The following is a 17,150-nucleotide window of genomic DNA, read 5'->3' on the forward strand; positions in this document are numbered from 1 at the left end:
GCTGGGTGCTTAGCCTACATCATAAGATTCTTTTTCCCGTTGTCACCATCATTATCATGGAGGTCTTTATCAACAAAATGCGGCGGCTAAAAGGCATCCGCAAATTGATCTTGATTGAAGAAGCCTGGAAAGCAATTGCCAAGGAAGGCATGGCTGAGTATATCAAATATCTTTTTAAGACAGTCAGAAAATTCTTTGGTGAAGCCATTGTCGTAACACAAGAAGTAGATGATATCATTCAGTCGCCTATTGTCAAGGAAAGTATCATCAATAATTCAGACTGCAAAATCCTACTTGACCAACGAAAGTACATGAATAAGTTTGATGATATACAGGCTATGCTCGGACTGACGGACAAGGAGCGGGCGCAGATTCTCTCCATTAACATGAACAACGATCCTAAAAGGTTCTATAAGGAAGTTTGGATCGGTCTCGGCGGTACCCATTCCGCAGTATACGCCACAGAAGTTTCTACTGAGGAATACCTTGCCTATACCACTGAGGAATCTGAAAAGCTTGAGGTGATGCGCCTTTCCGAAGAGCTCGGCGGCGATATGGAGCTTGCCATCAAGCGCACCGCTGAAAAAAGAAAAGAATCCAATAATCAAAATTAAAATCAAATCCAATGAAAAAACTACTATTTATCGTGTGTTCAGTCCTAATTATGGCTGGCACGGGCCAGGTTAAAGCACAATTTGTGGTAACCGATCCGGCAAACCTTGCTTCAGGAATCCTTAATTCTGCCAATGAGATCGTCCAAACCTCATCGACGGTGAGCAATGTCGTGAAGAATTTCAATGAAGTCAAAAAAGTCTATGATCAGGGCAAGGAATATTACGATAAGCTCAAAGCAATAAACAACCTGGTCAAAAATGCCCGAAAAGTACAGCAGACCGTCCTTTTGGTCGGCGATGTGTCGGAAATGTACGTCAACAATTTCGGGAGAATGATGAACGATCCCAACTTTTCACCTAAGGAACTGGCTGCTATTGCCAATGGTTATTCTACCCTGCTCAACGAATCGGTGGAGCTTTTAAAAGAGCTTAAGCAGATTGTTTCAGCCAACGGACTTTCCCTGAATGACAAGGAACGGATGGATGTAATTGACCGCGTGTACAAGGAAGTAAAAGACTATCATAACCTTGTTCGTTATTACACCAATAAAAACATTTCCATCAGCTACCTCCGTGGGAAAAAGAAAAACAATACCCAACGTGTCCTCGACCTTTACGGAACTTCCACTCAAAAATATTGGTAAGTCATGCAGTACGATAATCTACACGAAGTATTGCGGGGGCTCTATGATGAGATGCTCCCTCTATCTGCCGATATGGCTGCGGTTGCCAAAGGAGTTGCAGGTCTGGGTGCACTGTTCTATGTGTCCCTAAAAGTTTGGCAGGCACTCAGCCGAGCCGAACCCATTGATGTGTTTCCTCTTTTAAGGCCATTTGCCCTTGGAATTTGCATTATGTTTTTCCCAACAATTGTTCTCGGCAGCATCAATACGGTTCTGAGCCCGATTGTAAAAGGAACCCATGGGATGCTCGAAGATCAGGTACTTGATCTGAATAAATTACAGGAAAAGAAAGATTTACTCGAGCGGGAAGCCATGCTCCGGAATCCGGAAACTGCCTATCTGGTTTCCAATGAGGAATTCGATAAGAAACTTGAAGATTTAGGCTGGTCACCATCAGACCTTGTCACTATGTCCGGAATGTACATTGAGCGGGAAATGTTTGAGATCAAAAAGCAGATACGCGATGGCTTCCGGGAGTTTCTTGAAATCCTGTTTCAGGCTGCGGCACTGGTCATTGATACGATACGGACTTTCTTTCTCATCGTACTTTCAATCCTTGGCCCTATTGCTTTTGCGATTTCCGTATGGGATGGTTTCCAGAGCACATTGACCCAGTGGCTGACGAGGTACATCTCAGTTTACCTCTGGCTTCCAGTTGCTGATCTGTTCAGTTCCATGCTTTCCAAAATCCAGTCATTGATTCTGGAAAGGGATATCGAAAAACTGTCCGATCCCAATTTCATTCCCGATTCCTCGGATACCGTTTACATCATCTACATGATTATTGGCATCATCGGATATTTTACAGTTCCAACCGTTACGGGATGGATTATTCAGGCCGGTGGCGCTGGAAACTTTACCCGAAACATTACCGGGATGGCGACAAAGACTGGAAACATTGCTGGCGCTGGTGCAGGTGCAGTTGGAGGAAACATTGCAGGTCAATTACTCAAATAAACCAAGCAGAATATGGAATTTAAAACCTTAAGGAACATCGAAAACAGTTTTAGACAGATCCGTCTTTATGCCATCATCTTTGCGACAGTTTGCGGTGCACTTGTACTTTTTAGCATTTGGCAATCCTACAGATTTGCAGAGCAGCAAAGACAAAAGATCTATGTGTTGGATAACGGAAAATCCCTCATGCTTGCGCTATCCCAAGATGCAAGTATCAACCGTCCTGTTGAAGCCAGAGAGCATATCAGACGGTTTCATGAACTGTTTTTTACGCTGGCACCTGATAAAAATGCCATTGAAAATAATATGAAGAGAGCTTTCAATATGGCAGATGAAACGGCATTTACCTATTACAAAGACCTTTCTGAAAAAGGCTATTTCAACCGGATCATTTCAGGAAATGTACAGCAGCGCATTCAGATAGATAGCATCGTATGTGATTTCAATACCTATCCCTACGATACCAAAACCTACGCTACACAATTTATCACCCGATCAAGCAATGTCACCAAGCGGACGATGGTGACCTCCTGTTCACTGATCAATTCGGTGCGCTCGGATACCAATCCCCAGGGCTTTACCATTGAAAAGTTCAGGGTGCTTGAAAACCGTGATGTAGAAGTCGTAGAACGTTAAACCCGGAGCATGGGTTCTTGCCGCCCATGCTCTTTTTAAAACTTAAATATCATGTTAAAAAAGATATATCAACTTCGAAACAATCTGGACGTATGGACAAATACACTGGATAAAAGGTGGCGAAGGCTTCCTTTAAAAAAGCAGCGAGCGTATACCATTTACATGTTCCTGGGCTATCTGATCATTACAGTTCTGATTGTACTACAGATCTGCATAGGGTATCCGCTTCCAAAACATGATTTCCGCATTGATCATATAGATAATTCGGATATCCAGACCCAGAGAGCAAAATCAATTCATATTCCCCAAAACAAACTACAAGACTAACATGAAAGAGACAGAAAATAAACGAATAAGTCTTCTTATAGACCAATCGGAAGACAAAATTCAAGATTCTGCTACAACAGAATCACTATCGCTTTTACAGCGTTATAAAAAACCATTGATTATGGTGCTTTTTGGAATTGTTTTCTTAGGCTGTATGTACCTCATTTTTGGTCCCTCCAAAAATGAAAACCTGAAGGACCAAGATGGATTGAATGGTGCAGTTCCGCAAGCTACGGATGCAGCTTTACAGGCTGACAAGCAAAAAGCTTATGAACAGCAACTCCTTGAAGAAAAAACGGCAGCTCAAAACAGCGCGCTCACTACCCTTTCGGATTACTGGAATGGTGATAGTTCTGTAACCATATCGCCCGAAAACCAAACGGAAAACGGATTACTAAATACACCTAATCCAAACTCTGCCGCGATAAACAGCTACCGGAACGCGCAGCAAACGCTGGGATCCTTTTATAGCAGTGATAATAACTATGAATCCCAGCAGCTAAAAAAAGAAGTTCAGGATCTTAAGGATGAGCTTAAAAGAAAGGACGAAGTTCCAGTATCTGCAAGCATTGATAATCAGCTTGCACTGATGGAAAAGTCTTATCAAATGGCAGCAAAATACCTACCAACGCCAATTCCAAATTCCCCAGTACCCGCTAATGTAGCTGAAGACCAAAAAAAGTCAAACCAAAAAGAATCGCTAGTCGCTGTGCTGCCAGCATCTGGTCGCATTATTTCAAGTTTGTACAGGGAGCAGTCCGATAGCCTATTTCTAAACCAATGGAGCAAAGCTAGAAATACACGCTTTTTTGGACCAGCAAGTTCCATCAAGCAATGCGCTCTGAAAAACAGTATCCGGGCAATTGTTCATGGAACCCAAACCATTACCGAAGAAAGCAGTGTCAAGCTAAGGTTACTCGAAGATGTGAAAACTTCAAAACATACTATTCCCAAGGGATCAATTTTATCGGCAATAGCAAAAATCCAAGGTGGAAGAATACAGCTTAAAATTTCCTCACTGGAGACAAACGGTAACATTCTTCCTGTTGATATTTTGGTGTATGATCTTGATGGTCAATTGGGACTTAATCTTCCTTACACGCCTGAGTTAAATGCACTTTCGGAAGTGACCGCCAATATGAGCCAGTCCGCCGGAACCAATATCATGATGAGCCGGTCCGCCGGACAGCAGATCACAGGCGAACTTGGAAAAGGATTGATCCAGGGTGTTTCAGGATTTCTGTCAAAAAAAATCAGGACACCCAAAGTGACTTTGAAAGACGGTTATCATGTCTTTCTGATTTCTAAAAATTAACCTAAAAATTTACGATTATGACACAGTTTATTAAGCAGATACTTTTCATCATTTCCTTTACAGCTACCTGTAATTTTGTTTATTCACAACAGGATTCCATTATAACTGCACCCTTAAAAAAAGGTTCCTTAGCGCCCTATCAGATGGAGGTGACTTACAACAAGACAAGTCATCTTATCTTCCCTTCGGCCATTAAATACGTTGATCTGGGAAGTGATTTCCTTACCGCGGAGAAAGCTGATAACGCAAGCAATGTCCTTCGAATAAAGTCAGCGGTTGAAGGCTTTGAGGGTGAGTCCAATTTTTCAGTCATAACCGATGATGGAAGGTTTTACAGCTTTAATGTGTATTACAGCGCCTATCCTACTGTGCTCAGCTATGATCTGGAGCAAATGAAAAGACAAGTCCGAGAATCTGAAAAAATAGTTCAGCTGGAAGAGCTGGGATTTGCCCCTTCGATGAGTGATCAACTGATGGAAGCAATCTACGTAAGGAATAAAAATGATCTCAGGCATATTGCCAGCAAAAGTTTTGGGATCCAGTTTGCATTAAAAGGCATCTACATCCACAAGGGAAAATACTATTTCCATACCGATCTGCAAAACAGGACCAATGTCTCCTTTCCCATTGACTTTGTCAGTTTGAAGGTAGTTGATCAAAGGATTGCCAAACGAACTGTTTCTCAGGAAAAACCACTCACCATTCTTCGGACCTACAGTGGCATTGAGGAAATCATGGAAAACGATAATGGACGTGAAGTATACCTCCTAGATCAGTTTACTCTTGACCATGATAAGCAACTTATCATTGAGATCTGTGAAAAGAACGGCGGAAGACACCAGAAGCTTGAGATCAATAATGAAGATCTTATCCGAGCAATTCCTTTAAAAGACCTCCCCTTAAGACTCAAATAACCATCTCATTTTAAACAACATGAAAGCATTTATCTATAGCTGCTTATTAGCAGTATTTCTCTATCAACCAACTTTTGCCCAGCGATTATTGCCGAGGCAAAAAGCGATTGCAATAAATATGGGAACGTTCTCCGATCATCAGGTAAGCAAGAATTATTCGATTGCACTGGAATTCAGCACCAATCACAAAAGAGGCAATTACCACTTTTGGAGAGCAGAATATCAAAGGCGCACAAGCATTTACCAAGAAATTAACCTACCTGTAGAATCATTTCTAGCAGCTGGTGGATACAGTTTCTATGTACTGGGATTGCCTAGTAAAAGGGTCAATTTGAATACCGCTATTGAAGCCACAGGAGGTTATCAGCTTATCAATAAAAATGACAGGATTCTTGCTGACGGTGCAGAAATCAAAAACGATAGTGGCTTTGTCTATGGCACTGGTGGAAGGCTCTCTATAGAAACCTACCTCACCAACACCATTATTATTTCTCTGCAAGGCAAAGCTCAGTATTTATGGGGAACGAAATACAATCAGTTTCGCCCTTCAGCAGGAATCGGATTACGTTTTAACCTTTAAAATATAAATCAAATGAAAACTTTATTTAAAACATTCAACTCAAGCTGGATCATAATATTATTATGCATGACAATCCTATCATCATGCGAAAGCGACGAATTGGATATTCAGCAGAACTTTCCTTTTGAAGTCAAGGTGCTTCCAGTAAATAAAGCGATTGCTATTGGACAAACAGAAGCTATTTCCATGAAAATCCAAAACACCGGGAAATATTCCGGAGTCCAATATTTCTTTCGGTACTTCCAGTATGATGGTAGCGGCAACCTGAACTATCAGATTGGCACAAATGAAAAAAAGCCTTTTATGCCCAATAAAGTCTACTTCCTTTCAGATGCAAAAAGTTCGGAGATCACCTTTTATTATACCTCACAATCTACCGTTGCTCAATCTTTTGATATTTGGATATTGGATAATTTTGGAAATGAAAGGCAATTAAGTTTTCAATTCAACAATATTGATTAATTCTCTTAAAAAAGATGAAGCCATCACTAAATGTTAAAAATGATGGTTTCATCTTTTCATAAAGATCCAAAGCTAAGATATTCCACATAGCTACAACAATATCCAATATTAACTCAACTTATAGCCATAATTCAAAATCTGCATCAAAGAACAAATTTATTAGGTATTTTGTATATTAGTTTCATGAAAAATTGCTGGATTCGGCAAATTTACTTAACCTACTAATAACAATACTATTTCCTGAAGCTATTGATCCATGATTACAAATAGACCAAAATTTTTAGAAGAAAATTTAAAATATTACAAAGAATTTCCAGCAGGCAGAGATTTTGATTTTGACTATAAAAAACTACCTCCACTTTTAAATTTTGATTTTCATACACTAAATGGTCTACTCCCCCTGACAAAATCAAGATTCGCATATCTTGGAAAGAATGGTACATTTAATGGAGAAAGTTCATCTGTAGTATTTGTCAATCCTTTTGAAGAAGAATATGATTATTATCAAAGTATAGGTGTAACAGAATTTCAAGCAATTCAACTTGTTCTGAATTGTTACGCCTTCGAAGAAAGTCCTGACGGGGCGATCATTGGCCTTCCATATAGCGTTTCACTTTTACCAATGACAAAAAACAATAAAATTGATCCCTGGCATAGTGATTTATTAAAACAGTTTGATTTGGAAGAGCTATGTCAAGAGGGCGGTTCAGTTTTTACAGAATTTAATCCGTTTAGGAGTTGGACAAATGGAATTGGAATGGATTACGGAATTTTTTCAAACATAGGATATTCAGATTATACAGATACAGTTGGCTTTACATGGGGAATGTATTTTTTATCACCTATTTTTGATAAAAAAGAAGTAATAATCCCTGAAAATCAATTTTATAGTAAACAGATTAACGCCAAATTCAGGAAGCATAAGAGTAATTTATACTTTAGAAAATTTGATAATACCAATTCCCGAAGACTTTACGGCTGTGACTCTCCGATTGAACTGTTCCTACTTCAGGGTCTATACATCAAAAATTTAGATCCAATAATTCAGACGAGCATATTTAAATCCGGGGAAATTGTTTCTAATTATTATGAAATGCAAAAAGATGAAGTTTGGATTGGTCAGGAAAACTTAATTACAGAAGTCGATTTCTATTTTGCTAACAAAAAATTGGCTGTCTTTTGTGATGGGAAAGAGTTTCATGATGAAGAAAAAGACAAGAGAATAAATCTTGCATTAGAAAAAATTGGAGTTCGTTCATTACGATATTCGGGAAAGCAAATAACTGAAAATTTAGAAGAAGTACTGGATGACATTCAAAATCATTATGAGAATTAATTTTTTTAAATAAACAAAGTCCACTTTTAACATTATCATAAATCACTTTTCAATTAATAACCTAATTCTCATTTTATAGCATGGAAAAAAAGGCTCCACCATTGAAAGTCCAAATTCCAAACCAAGGATGGAAACAGTTCCTTGTTGCAAGAGATGAAATGCTCTCTGCCTACGATAGAGCCCGGGAACTTAGCAAAAAAAGGGCTGTTCAAACAAAACACGGCGTTGTAGCTGAAGCTGAATTCAGAAAATGGCTTTCGAATTTTTTGCCAAAACGTTATGGCGTTACCTCAGGCTATATTATTTCTCCTGGAATACCGAATTCGGAAAATACTGTTCATTATGATGTAATCATCTATGACCAACTTGAATCACCCATCCTTTGGATTGATGATAGTGCAGATTCATCAGCCCAGGGAAGGTCACTTGCAATTCCTGTAGAATATGTTCGCGGTGTTATCGAGGTAAAATCTACCTTTAATAAAAAGTCTGCGAAAAAAGCTGTTGAACAACTGGCTAAACTTAATCCACTTTTAGCTAAAATAGATCCGAATAATCAACCGTTAAAGTTATACCTCCCTTCGAATTTCTTTTGTGCTACCGTATTTTTTGAACTCCTAGAAAAAAATGACAGCGATTTTGCAGCTCTTGATGAATTATTAGAAGCGGCATCTTTAAGAGGTTTTTATGGAGGTTTCATCCTCCGAAGTGAAAAACTTGATAAATATTACAGTGGAAAGCTATTTCTTCAGAATGAAAGTTTTAATAGTGTTCCTAGGAATCAATCCTTATCTTTTTCCGGTGAATCGAAATGTATAGAATTAGCAGACGGTACCTATTACAGAATTAAATTGGACCATTTCGAATCTTATTTTGCGGAATTTGCTTTTGACATTATAGCTCTACTTAAGGGAACTTATAATCCCAATATGGTATCAAGCATGTATGGTATGGGATCAACCCAGTGGGAAACGAGTGCCGTAGACATCAGATATGCAAGCCCTGGTGATGTCAAAAAATTCAACGAGATAACCGATAGTTATTTAAAGAATCTTAGTATATAGTGTTATATAAACAAAAAGGGATCAAAATTTTGATCCTTTTTTGTTTATAAAATTGAATCGAGTAATACTTCCCCCTTCAAATCTTTAGGATCGATATTATTTATTGCATCACTAATCACAAGAAGTGCATTCTCGCAATCCATTTTTAAAATATACTGGAAAACATCCTTAACTTTTTCGGGAATCCATGTTGGGTTTTCATCATCAACTGAATTAACGCTACGTAAAACGGTATATCCCATCTTATCCAGTGCATACAACACTTTTATGTTCAGTTTAGCAAAGCGCATTTAAAATAAAGATTGTTGTGCATCATCATGACCCAATGGCGGAAGATCCTTCCATTCAAATGGCTCAAACCGATGTTTTCCATCGGGTCTATCAGGATATCCCCGCAAGGTATAAACCGGATAGAAATTAAGTTCCAAACTTGGTATATCGAAATTAAAAATTGGCAGCATTTCCTCTTCACTGATGTTTTCAAGCCAAGACTTTTCCAAATCTTCAGGCAAGAACAAAGGCATACGATGCTTGTTAGGGCCATCATTATGGATATTTGCCATAACTTCATTTGCACTTCTGGTAAGCATGCCAAAAGATCCGACCTTCTCAACGACACCATCACGATCAACTGTTTCATGCCACTGGTATAATCCAGGGATATAAAACAAATCTCTCCCCTGTTGACCAATATAATATGGAACTTTCTTTTTCCAACCTTTGACCGCTCGATGTTCGAATGTTCCGCTCACTGGAATTAAACAGCGTTGATTCCGTAAACGGTACCAATAGGATTTCTTATCTTCCAAAATTCTTTCACTACGCACATTTACCATATTTCGTCTTCGGTCAACCTGAAGTTTAGGATCAGTAATGAAAGTTGGCAATACTCCCCACTCCATCTCCTTGAGGGCAATTCCAGTCCCTTCTTTGTCTTTATATAATATTGGGTATTTAGGAAATGTTATTGCCTGAACGTTTTCCATATAATTGTAATCATACTCCATTTGCTGGCGCTCATCTCTTAACTGAGGATATGCCGCCTTAACAATTTCAATATCGGTGTGTAATGAAATATCCCAACACATACTTATCATATTAAATAGCAGTTACCAATTAACAGCTATTTGAAGATAAGAACTCGCCTCCACTTTTTCAAATAATAAAAAATTTGCCATTTATTTTAATCGCCTTTAAAGCTATCGAATGAATAAGAGTTACTATTTTTATAGAATGAATGCAGACATTAAAGAAATCGTTGCTAACAAGATTGAAAACGAAAGTGAGTACTCTCATTTAGACTTTAAAAAGGAACAATATCCTTTAGAAAAAAACGCCCCTAAAAAGCCAGAGTTTTTAAAAGATATAATGGCCTTTGCAAATTTCATTTCCAAAGAAGATAAATACATCATTATTGGGGTTGAAGAAGTTGGCGGTGTGGCCGATAGCTTTTCACCAATTGAAAATCTAAATGATCAGGCTTCATATCAACAATATGTCAATGAATATATTGAGCCTGAAATCAACTTTGAATACGCCGAAATCATTCATAATGGCCATAAGTTGGCCTATTTTAGATTGTTTGACAATGATAAATTCCCGTATCTATTTAAGAAAGACCTAAATCAGAATGGTTTTCGCTTTGACATCGGAAGCGGGTTTGTTAGAGTAGGAACATCTACAAGAAAATTAAAACGTGATGATTTTGAGAAAATGTACGCTTTACGTCATATATCTGTAAAAGACAGAAAAAACGATATAGCCTTTCGAGTAGCTAATTCATATTTTACCGAGCCTGATTTACGAAGAACTAAACATCGACAAATCAGAATTGATGCAATTAATAACTCCAATAAATCAATTGAATTTGATGTAGAAGTAAGAATTTTTAAGTCTCCTGATTACCAAGTATTACTAACCCAAGAACTTGAAAAAAGAGTTCAACAAGAAAAGCAGGATGCGGCCACAAATATTTTTATGCATTCGATGAATTACACAGCTTATTTTCCCGTTAACAACCATGTCGAACATAGTTACCATATTGACTATGATATTTTTGAACGTACACCAGAGCGTTTCAAGAATATCGCGGTATCAGTAAAACAGAATTCGGAAACAAAAGATATCTTTAATAGTCAAATTGCCATTTTTTTCAAAACTCCAGTTGAAGTTCACCTGGAAATTATTGCAAGAAGTGATGAGTTTTTAGATGGACCTATAATCTTCAAATATACTGTTCCAAAGGTTGACATGTTTATTTAAAAATATATCTAACTTACTCTAATAATTCAATGGCAAATACTTTCTTTTTTGTTTCGCCATCGGTTATTTCCGCAATAACTCTCGCATGGTCCAAAATAAAATACACGTCTAGGTGGTTTGTTCTCTTGAACCGTGTTTTTGTTCGTAGATAATTAATAATATTCTTTTCGTAAATTTTTTTCATCCATGACTCCCAACTTTCATCTTTAATTCTATTCAAAAATATGCGAAAAGCCGAATCAAAAACTAAAAGAGAGTCGAGCTTTTCGATATCATCAGGCATTTGTATTGATTTGCCTTCTTTAGGATCTAGATGCAAAGCATGTTCTATAGCATCTTTCTTTTCATCATATGGAGTCAATAGAAATCCAGTTTTTTCCTTTACTCCTGGCCAACTGAGCCGCTGAAGCACAAAATTTTCATATCCTGATTCGACCAGTTCATTAAGAACGTATTTTGTGACAGGTTCAAATGGACTATAATACATGATTTTCTTCTCATTGTTTAGGTAGAATAATATTCTACCGCCTTCCAAGTTTCAAATCTCAATGAGTCGGTAATTTTATTTCCCTGTGCAGCCGTAAAATTTTTTGAATGCGAATAGATATTTAATTCTGGAAATGTTTCTTTAGCTTTACTAATATTTTGGAACTCCATATACCCCAAACCAGTTGTCGTAAATTCTCCGTTATGTACCCCACAAACAATGACCATTAAACTCTCTCTCCATTCTTCTATGTCTATAAAATCATCGAAATCAACATGAAAATTTTCTTGGTCAAATTCTAAACTTAATATTTTAAAACTTTCTTTAGGTTTATCATTAAAGGTGAAGTCAATTACGCAATCTTTTAGCATCCATTGTTTAGAAAATATGTCAACATTTTTTAGATTAAGATACTCTTGATTTTCCTTATCATAATATGCACTTTCATAATCAGGAGCTGAGAACTTAACAATTAAATCAATATCTAACTCTAATTCGTATGATGCTTTCGAATCTTTTACCTCAAGAATATCGCTTTGCAATAAACGGCAATCTAGTATATACACATCAACAATTTCCTCATCTTCCAAACCATAAGACTCAAATCCATGCATTTTCAATTTTTTCAGGATGTTTTCTTTGATTGTATTCCAGTGCGTCTTTAATGCATTATCAGCTAACTTTACACGATCTTTGAATTCATCTTCTTTTCTTATAACATCGTCAATAAAAGTAGAAATGTCTTCTAAATATAAAAGAGAAGCCGTTTCTTCATTAACAGTAGTTTTATGTATTTTAATATACCTCTGCCAATCATCATCCTTAGAAATTAAATACGCGCTTTCTTTGTTGTTATCTCTCCACATTCGTATTGCTTCAAGGGCAAAAGCGTCAGGAAACTCTTTCTTTTTTGCTACACTAAATGGAGGTTTCATGTTAGAATATAGTTCATGTACATGTAAAAAGTTCACCTCATTACTTTCTATTATTTTTACCTGCCATTTTTCTAAGAACTCGTCGAAGCGTGTTAAAACTTCCTCTACAAAAGTCTCTCTAGTCGATTGTAATATCTTTTTAAATTCTGGTAATGGTTTCAGGTACCTAGTATCCCCTGTATCAAACTTATCATAGGCCAATGATAATTTTTCCCTTATCTGTTTTCGAACTTCTGCAATAGTAATATCAGTAAGATATAAATTTGCTGAACCACTTTCAATTAAATTGCGTAGTGTAACCAATTCTTTTCTATTAAAATCAAATACATTCTGAACAAAATACTGAGTATCTATGATTAAATTTCTTGTCTGAAGTTCCATTATCCTAAGATATAAAAAATCAATGCACAAAATTTATCTGGACAAGGAAAACATCAATAATTTTTACTCACTCCTTGGATCTGCTTTTAATGGCATTTTACCGCACTTGATAACTTCAATACTTGGGCAGCCAAATTCAAGTACTACCTTCCCTTCTACAAGATACAACCCTGCTCCCCGCAATGGAAATTTCGCCAAAGACTGGGGAAAATGTACCGTATCAAAAAATCTTCCTTCTGAATCCAAAAATGTCCCGAACTTCATGAGATCACCACGTTTGGTTTTTACAAATTTCTCACAGACAAAATCTCCAACAATTCTTATGATCTGTCCTTCATTCTCCATTAGTTTTACAGCATTTACATTTCCTAGATAATCACTTTTGGCTAGATCAAACAAAGTCCCCGAAACACAAAAACCGATAAGTTCCATTTCATCGTAATAGTCTTCCAAAACATTCTCATCCAGTTTGGGTAAAACCGGCTTTTTTGAAGATATTTCAAAAAGAGATCCCACAACTTTTTGGGTTTTCTGATTATTCAACATCAAATGCGCCTCCCACAAAAGTTCTTTCTTGCTAGAACTTAAAAAACGAAATGCTCCAGTCCTGATCAGAATAACAATCTGTTCAAGACCTGCACCGGTTCTTCTTGAAAAATCTTCTAAGCTTTTATATTCTCCACCAGCAAGGCGCTCGCTAACAATAAGATTGGCCAGTTTGCCTTCCAAATTCAATAGCACATCAAAACCCAGATAGATATCCTTTCCATAGATAGCAGTATTGAATTTTGATCTGTTGACGCAGGGCAAACAGATATTAGCTCCTGCCCTCCTGGCCTCATTTACATAAACTTTCCGGTTATAAAATCCACCATAATTATTAAGAACAGCCACCATAAACTCTAATGGATAATAGGTTTTCAGGAATAGACTTTGATAGCTTTCCACTGCAAATGACGCTGAATGGGCCTTATTAAAAGAATAACCTGCAAAACTTTCCATCTGTCTCCAAATTTCCCGACTTACCTTTTCATCATAACCTTTAGCTTTACAATTTGAAAAATACTTATCTTCTATCTCAATAAGGTGATCCTTGCTTCTATACTTTCCTGACATCATTCTTCGCAGTACGTCAGCATCCGCCATGTCCAGCCCGCCATAAGCGTTGGCAATCTTCATTACGTCTTCTTGATAGACCATTACACCGTAAGTTTCCTCCAGCTGTTCTTTAAATACCGGATGCGGATAGATTACCATAGAAGGATCATGATGGCGTTTGATATACTCACCCATCATACCGGAAGATGCAACTCCAGGACGGATGATAGATGAAGCAGCAACCAGCGTTAAATAGTCATCACATTTAAGCTTTGTGATGAGCTGCCTCATGGCAGGACTCTCAATGTAAAAACAACCGATGGTATCTCCTGATCTCAATTGGTCTGCGATTTTTTCGTCTTTAAAAAAACGCTTTGGATTCCCAGTATCGATTATTTCTCCAAGGTTTTCCCTAACGATCTCCCTACAATCCTTGATATGGCCAATTCCTCGCTGGGAAAGAATATCAAACTTTTCAAATCCTATATCCTCAGCAACATACATATCAAACTGCATGGTCGGTAGCCCTTTAGGAGGATTGTCCATTGCTGAATAACAGGTCAATGGTTGCTCTGAGATAAGGACTCCACTTGCATGGATCGTACGCTGATTCGGAAAATCAGCCATCTTATTATAAACACTCAATATGGTATTAGTCACTTCATTCTTATTGAGCATATGATCAGGTTCATGAACCAACCGATCAATATCAGCTTTGGGAAGTCCATATACTTTTCCGAGCTCCCGAAGAATACTTCTAGACCTGAAAGTACTCATTGCGCCCATTAAAGCAGTATGTCCACTCTGATATCGATTGAAAATATAATCGTACATCTCGTCCCGCTCATTCCAGCTAAAATCAACGTCAAAATCCGGAGGGCTTTTTCTTTTGGGATTCAGAAACCGCTCGAAGGGTAGATTCAAAGCAATAGGATCAACATCGGTGATCCCAAGGCAATAAGCTACAGCTGAATTTGCCCCCGATCCCCTCCCCACATAATGAAAATCCCTGCTACGCGCATATCTGCAAATATCATCGGTTATCAAAAAGTAACTGGAAAATCGTAAGTTTTCAATAATCTCAAGCTCCCGCTGAATACGTTCAGTAGCAATTCTATCATTTTTTGCATATCGACGCCCAAAGCCATCCATTGTATATTTATAAAGCAGTTGTTTATCATTAAAACGGTTTCCAGTAAAGGTGGCTTTATTTTTTACAGATGAAAAATCAAAATTAAAGGAACACTGGCTTATTAGTTTATTGGTATTAATAAGCAGCTGTGGCATATCCGAAAATAACCGCATCAATTTCGCCTTTGAGACAAAAAAATCATTTTCATCGGCGATCATATCAGGCTCCAATTGAGAAAACAATAAATTATTATCGATGGCACGGAGCTGCTTATGAAGAATGTAATCCGATTTTCGAAAGCTCACCGGAGCCAGAATCACACATCGTTCCAAGGATTTTCTATCTAATAGCATCAGACGGTTTCTTTCTGCTGGCTTAATTCCGATAAATTCGTACTCATGTAATGGAAACTCGTCCATTCTTGAAAATGGATAGATAACAAAAACTTCTTTAAACTCCGGTGCACGCTCAGGTACTGAACGGTTTTCAAAATTCAGCTTAGTTCGAAAATCATTGATTTCCTTGAAACCACGTTCGTTTTTGGCAATGGTAATAAACCGCAGCATAGATCCCTCCCGGAATTCCATTCCAGCAAGAAGATTTAATCCTGCTGTCATTCCTTTCTTTATAAAATCAATGGAACCTGAACTATTATTGATATCGGTTAGCACAGCGGTATCATATCCGCCAGCAGTCATTCCAGCGATCAGGTCTTCTAAACTTAAAGTTCCATAACGAAGACTATAATAACTATGCAGATTTAGTAACATTTCGCTCTCCTTTTCCCACCACATCAGGTGCACACAATCCCTTCATAACATATTCCGACCCAAAACGCAGACGGATCTTGTCCATTGCCTGCATTAGGTTTATTTCTTCAACACTATCGTTAAAAAGATCCGTTTGATATTCCCCATAAACCAATGATGAAAACTTGATCCCGATCAGCCGGATCAACATTCTTCGGCTATATAGCTTTTTAAATAACATCCACATGGTTTCCAGTAACTTTCTATCCGAGTTTGTATAGCCCACTTTAAGCTGCTGTGTATGCGTATCAAAATTGGAATAGCGAATTTTCACGGTTACACAGCCTGTCAATTTCTTTTCTTTTCGAAGGTCAAAGGCAAGCGTATCCGTCATTTCTGTCAAAACTCTTTTCAGCATTTCCATATCAATGGTATCCTGTTGAAAGGTAGTTTCCTTGCTCATAGATTTTTTTTCACGGTATGGGAGCACCAAACTATCATCCAGCCCATTGGCTTTCTTCCAGATCACGACACCATTTTCTCCAAGAACCTTCTGCATCGTAAAAACCTCCATTTCCTGAAGTGTTGCAATCCTAGAGATACCCATATTTCGGAGCAGTGTATAGGATTTCTCTCCTACCATCGGAATTTTGCGAATAGAAAGCGGTGCAAGAAAAGGTTTTTCTGTTCCGGAGTTCACTTGAAGTTCACCGCAAGGTTTAGCTTGACCTGTCGCAATTTTCGATACAGTCTTATTGACCGAAAGCCCAAAGCTTATTGGCAGTCCTGTTTCATGAATAATCCGCTGACGCAATTCCTGCGTCCATTTCCAGCACCCAAAGAATTTATCCATACCCGTGATATCCAGATAATGTTCATCGATGCTCGCTTTCTCAACGACAGGTGTGCATTCTTCTATAATTTGCGTAACCATGTTTGAATAATGACTATAGAGATCGTGATCACCGCGAACAATGACTGCTTCAGGACACATCCGAAGTGCCAGCTTCATAGGCATTGCACTATGTACTCCATACTTTCTTGCCTCATAAGAACATGATGCTACTACCCCCCTGTCAGAACCACCTCCAATAAGCACAGGCTTCCCCTCCAAACTGGTATTGAGAAGCCGTTCAACCGAAACAAAAAATGTATCGAGATCACAATGTACAATCGCCCTATTCATTTTACTAAAATATTTAGTACAAATTTGGTAAC

The 17,150-nt window shown here is 37.8% G+C and carries 18 protein-coding genes; 12 read left to right on the plus strand and 6 right to left on the minus strand.

The window, feature by feature from the left end; translation table 11 throughout:
• The 11 genes from B4Z90_RS07795 to B4Z90_RS07845 form a co-directional block, all read left to right on the plus strand.
• Positions 1-614: TraG family conjugative transposon ATPase (locus B4Z90_RS07795; protein ID WP_286801794.1), on the plus strand; the 614-nt coding region annotated here is incomplete at its 5' end.
• A gap of 11 nt (positions 615-625) precedes the next feature.
• Positions 626-1,258, plus strand: a complete 633-nt coding sequence (locus B4Z90_RS07800; RefSeq protein WP_286801795.1) for a DUF4141 domain-containing protein — start codon at positions 626-628, stop codon at positions 1,256-1,258.
• Between the two features lie 3 nt (positions 1,259-1,261).
• Positions 1,262-2,254, plus strand: a complete 993-nt coding sequence (gene traJ, locus B4Z90_RS07805) for a conjugative transposon protein TraJ (RefSeq protein ID WP_286801797.1) — start codon at positions 1,262-1,264, stop codon at positions 2,252-2,254.
• Positions 2,255-2,266: 12 nt separating this feature from the next.
• The gene (gene traK / locus B4Z90_RS07810) at positions 2,267-2,890 is read left to right on the plus strand and encodes a conjugative transposon protein TraK (protein WP_286801798.1); all 624 of its coding nucleotides are present in this window, start codon (positions 2,267-2,269) and stop codon (positions 2,888-2,890) included.
• Positions 2,891-2,941: 51 nt separating this feature from the next.
• Positions 2,942-3,217, plus strand: a complete 276-nt coding sequence (locus tag B4Z90_RS07815) for a hypothetical protein (RefSeq protein ID WP_286801799.1) — start codon at positions 2,942-2,944, stop codon at positions 3,215-3,217.
• 1 nt (position 3,218) lies between these two features.
• Complete coding sequence (gene traM / locus B4Z90_RS07820) at positions 3,219-4,532, plus strand: conjugative transposon protein TraM (protein ID WP_286801802.1); 1,314 nt, start codon at positions 3,219-3,221, stop codon at positions 4,530-4,532.
• A 17-nt stretch (positions 4,533-4,549) separates the two neighbouring features.
• Entirely contained in the window at positions 4,550-5,446 is an 897-nt protein-coding gene (gene traN / locus B4Z90_RS07825) for a conjugative transposon protein TraN (RefSeq protein WP_286801803.1), read from the plus strand.
• A 19-nt stretch (positions 5,447-5,465) separates the two neighbouring features.
• The gene (locus B4Z90_RS07830; RefSeq protein WP_286801804.1) at positions 5,466-6,026 is read left to right on the plus strand and encodes a conjugal transfer protein TraO; all 561 of its coding nucleotides are present in this window, start codon (positions 5,466-5,468) and stop codon (positions 6,024-6,026) included.
• A 12-nt stretch (positions 6,027-6,038) separates the two neighbouring features.
• The gene (locus B4Z90_RS07835) at positions 6,039-6,488 is read left to right on the plus strand and encodes a TraQ conjugal transfer family protein (protein ID WP_286801806.1); all 450 of its coding nucleotides are present in this window, start codon (positions 6,039-6,041) and stop codon (positions 6,486-6,488) included.
• 256 nt (positions 6,489-6,744) lie between these two features.
• On the plus strand, positions 6,745-7,824 hold the full coding sequence (locus B4Z90_RS07840; RefSeq protein ID WP_286801807.1) for a DUF559 domain-containing protein: 1,080 nt from the start codon (positions 6,745-6,747) through the stop codon (positions 7,822-7,824).
• An 80-nt stretch (positions 7,825-7,904) separates the two neighbouring features.
• Positions 7,905-8,888, plus strand: a complete 984-nt coding sequence (locus tag B4Z90_RS07845; protein ID WP_286801808.1) for a DUF6602 domain-containing protein — start codon at positions 7,905-7,907, stop codon at positions 8,886-8,888.
• Positions 8,889-8,932: 44 nt separating this feature from the next.
• Here the strand turns inward: B4Z90_RS07845 and B4Z90_RS07850 are convergent, their stop codons facing one another.
• On the minus strand, positions 8,933-9,178 hold the full coding sequence (locus tag B4Z90_RS07850) for a hypothetical protein (RefSeq protein ID WP_286801809.1): 246 nt from the start codon (positions 9,176-9,178) through the stop codon (positions 8,933-8,935).
• Entirely contained in the window at positions 9,179-9,985 is an 807-nt protein-coding gene (locus B4Z90_RS07855) for an SOS response-associated peptidase (RefSeq protein WP_286801810.1), read from the minus strand.
• Between the two features lie 136 nt (positions 9,986-10,121).
• Here B4Z90_RS07855 and B4Z90_RS07860 point away from each other — a divergent pair, with 136 nt between their 5' ends.
• The gene (locus B4Z90_RS07860) at positions 10,122-11,150 is read left to right on the plus strand and encodes a helix-turn-helix domain-containing protein (RefSeq protein ID WP_286801811.1); all 1,029 of its coding nucleotides are present in this window, start codon (positions 10,122-10,124) and stop codon (positions 11,148-11,150) included.
• A gap of 13 nt (positions 11,151-11,163) precedes the next feature.
• On the opposite strand, the gene B4Z90_RS07865 is transcribed toward B4Z90_RS07860, so the two are convergent.
• From B4Z90_RS07865 to dinB, 4 genes are all read right to left on the minus strand, one after another.
• Positions 11,164-11,637: a hypothetical protein gene (locus B4Z90_RS07865; RefSeq protein WP_286801812.1), complete on the minus strand. Its 474-nt coding sequence runs from the start codon at positions 11,635-11,637 to the stop codon at positions 11,164-11,166.
• A gap of 17 nt (positions 11,638-11,654) precedes the next feature.
• Entirely contained in the window at positions 11,655-12,953 is a 1,299-nt protein-coding gene (locus B4Z90_RS07870) for a PIN domain-containing protein (protein WP_286801814.1), read from the minus strand.
• Positions 12,954-13,016: 63 nt separating this feature from the next.
• Positions 13,017-15,953 carry a DNA polymerase III subunit alpha gene (locus B4Z90_RS07875; protein WP_286801815.1) on the minus strand — a complete coding sequence of 979 codons (2,937 nt, stop codon included), beginning with the start codon at positions 15,951-15,953 and terminating at the stop codon, positions 13,017-13,019.
• On the minus strand, positions 15,934-17,118 hold the full coding sequence (gene dinB, locus B4Z90_RS07880) for a DNA polymerase IV (RefSeq protein ID WP_286801817.1): 1,185 nt from the start codon (positions 17,116-17,118) through the stop codon (positions 15,934-15,936). The genes B4Z90_RS07875 and dinB overlap by 20 nt, the downstream gene beginning before the upstream one ends.
• Positions 17,119-17,150: the final 32 nt, after the last annotated feature.

It is taken from the genome of Sphingobacterium sp. UBA5639 (genome assembly GCF_002421245.1).
In the GTDB taxonomy this organism is placed as follows: domain Bacteria; phylum Bacteroidota; class Bacteroidia; order Sphingobacteriales; family Sphingobacteriaceae; genus Sphingobacterium; species Sphingobacterium multivorum.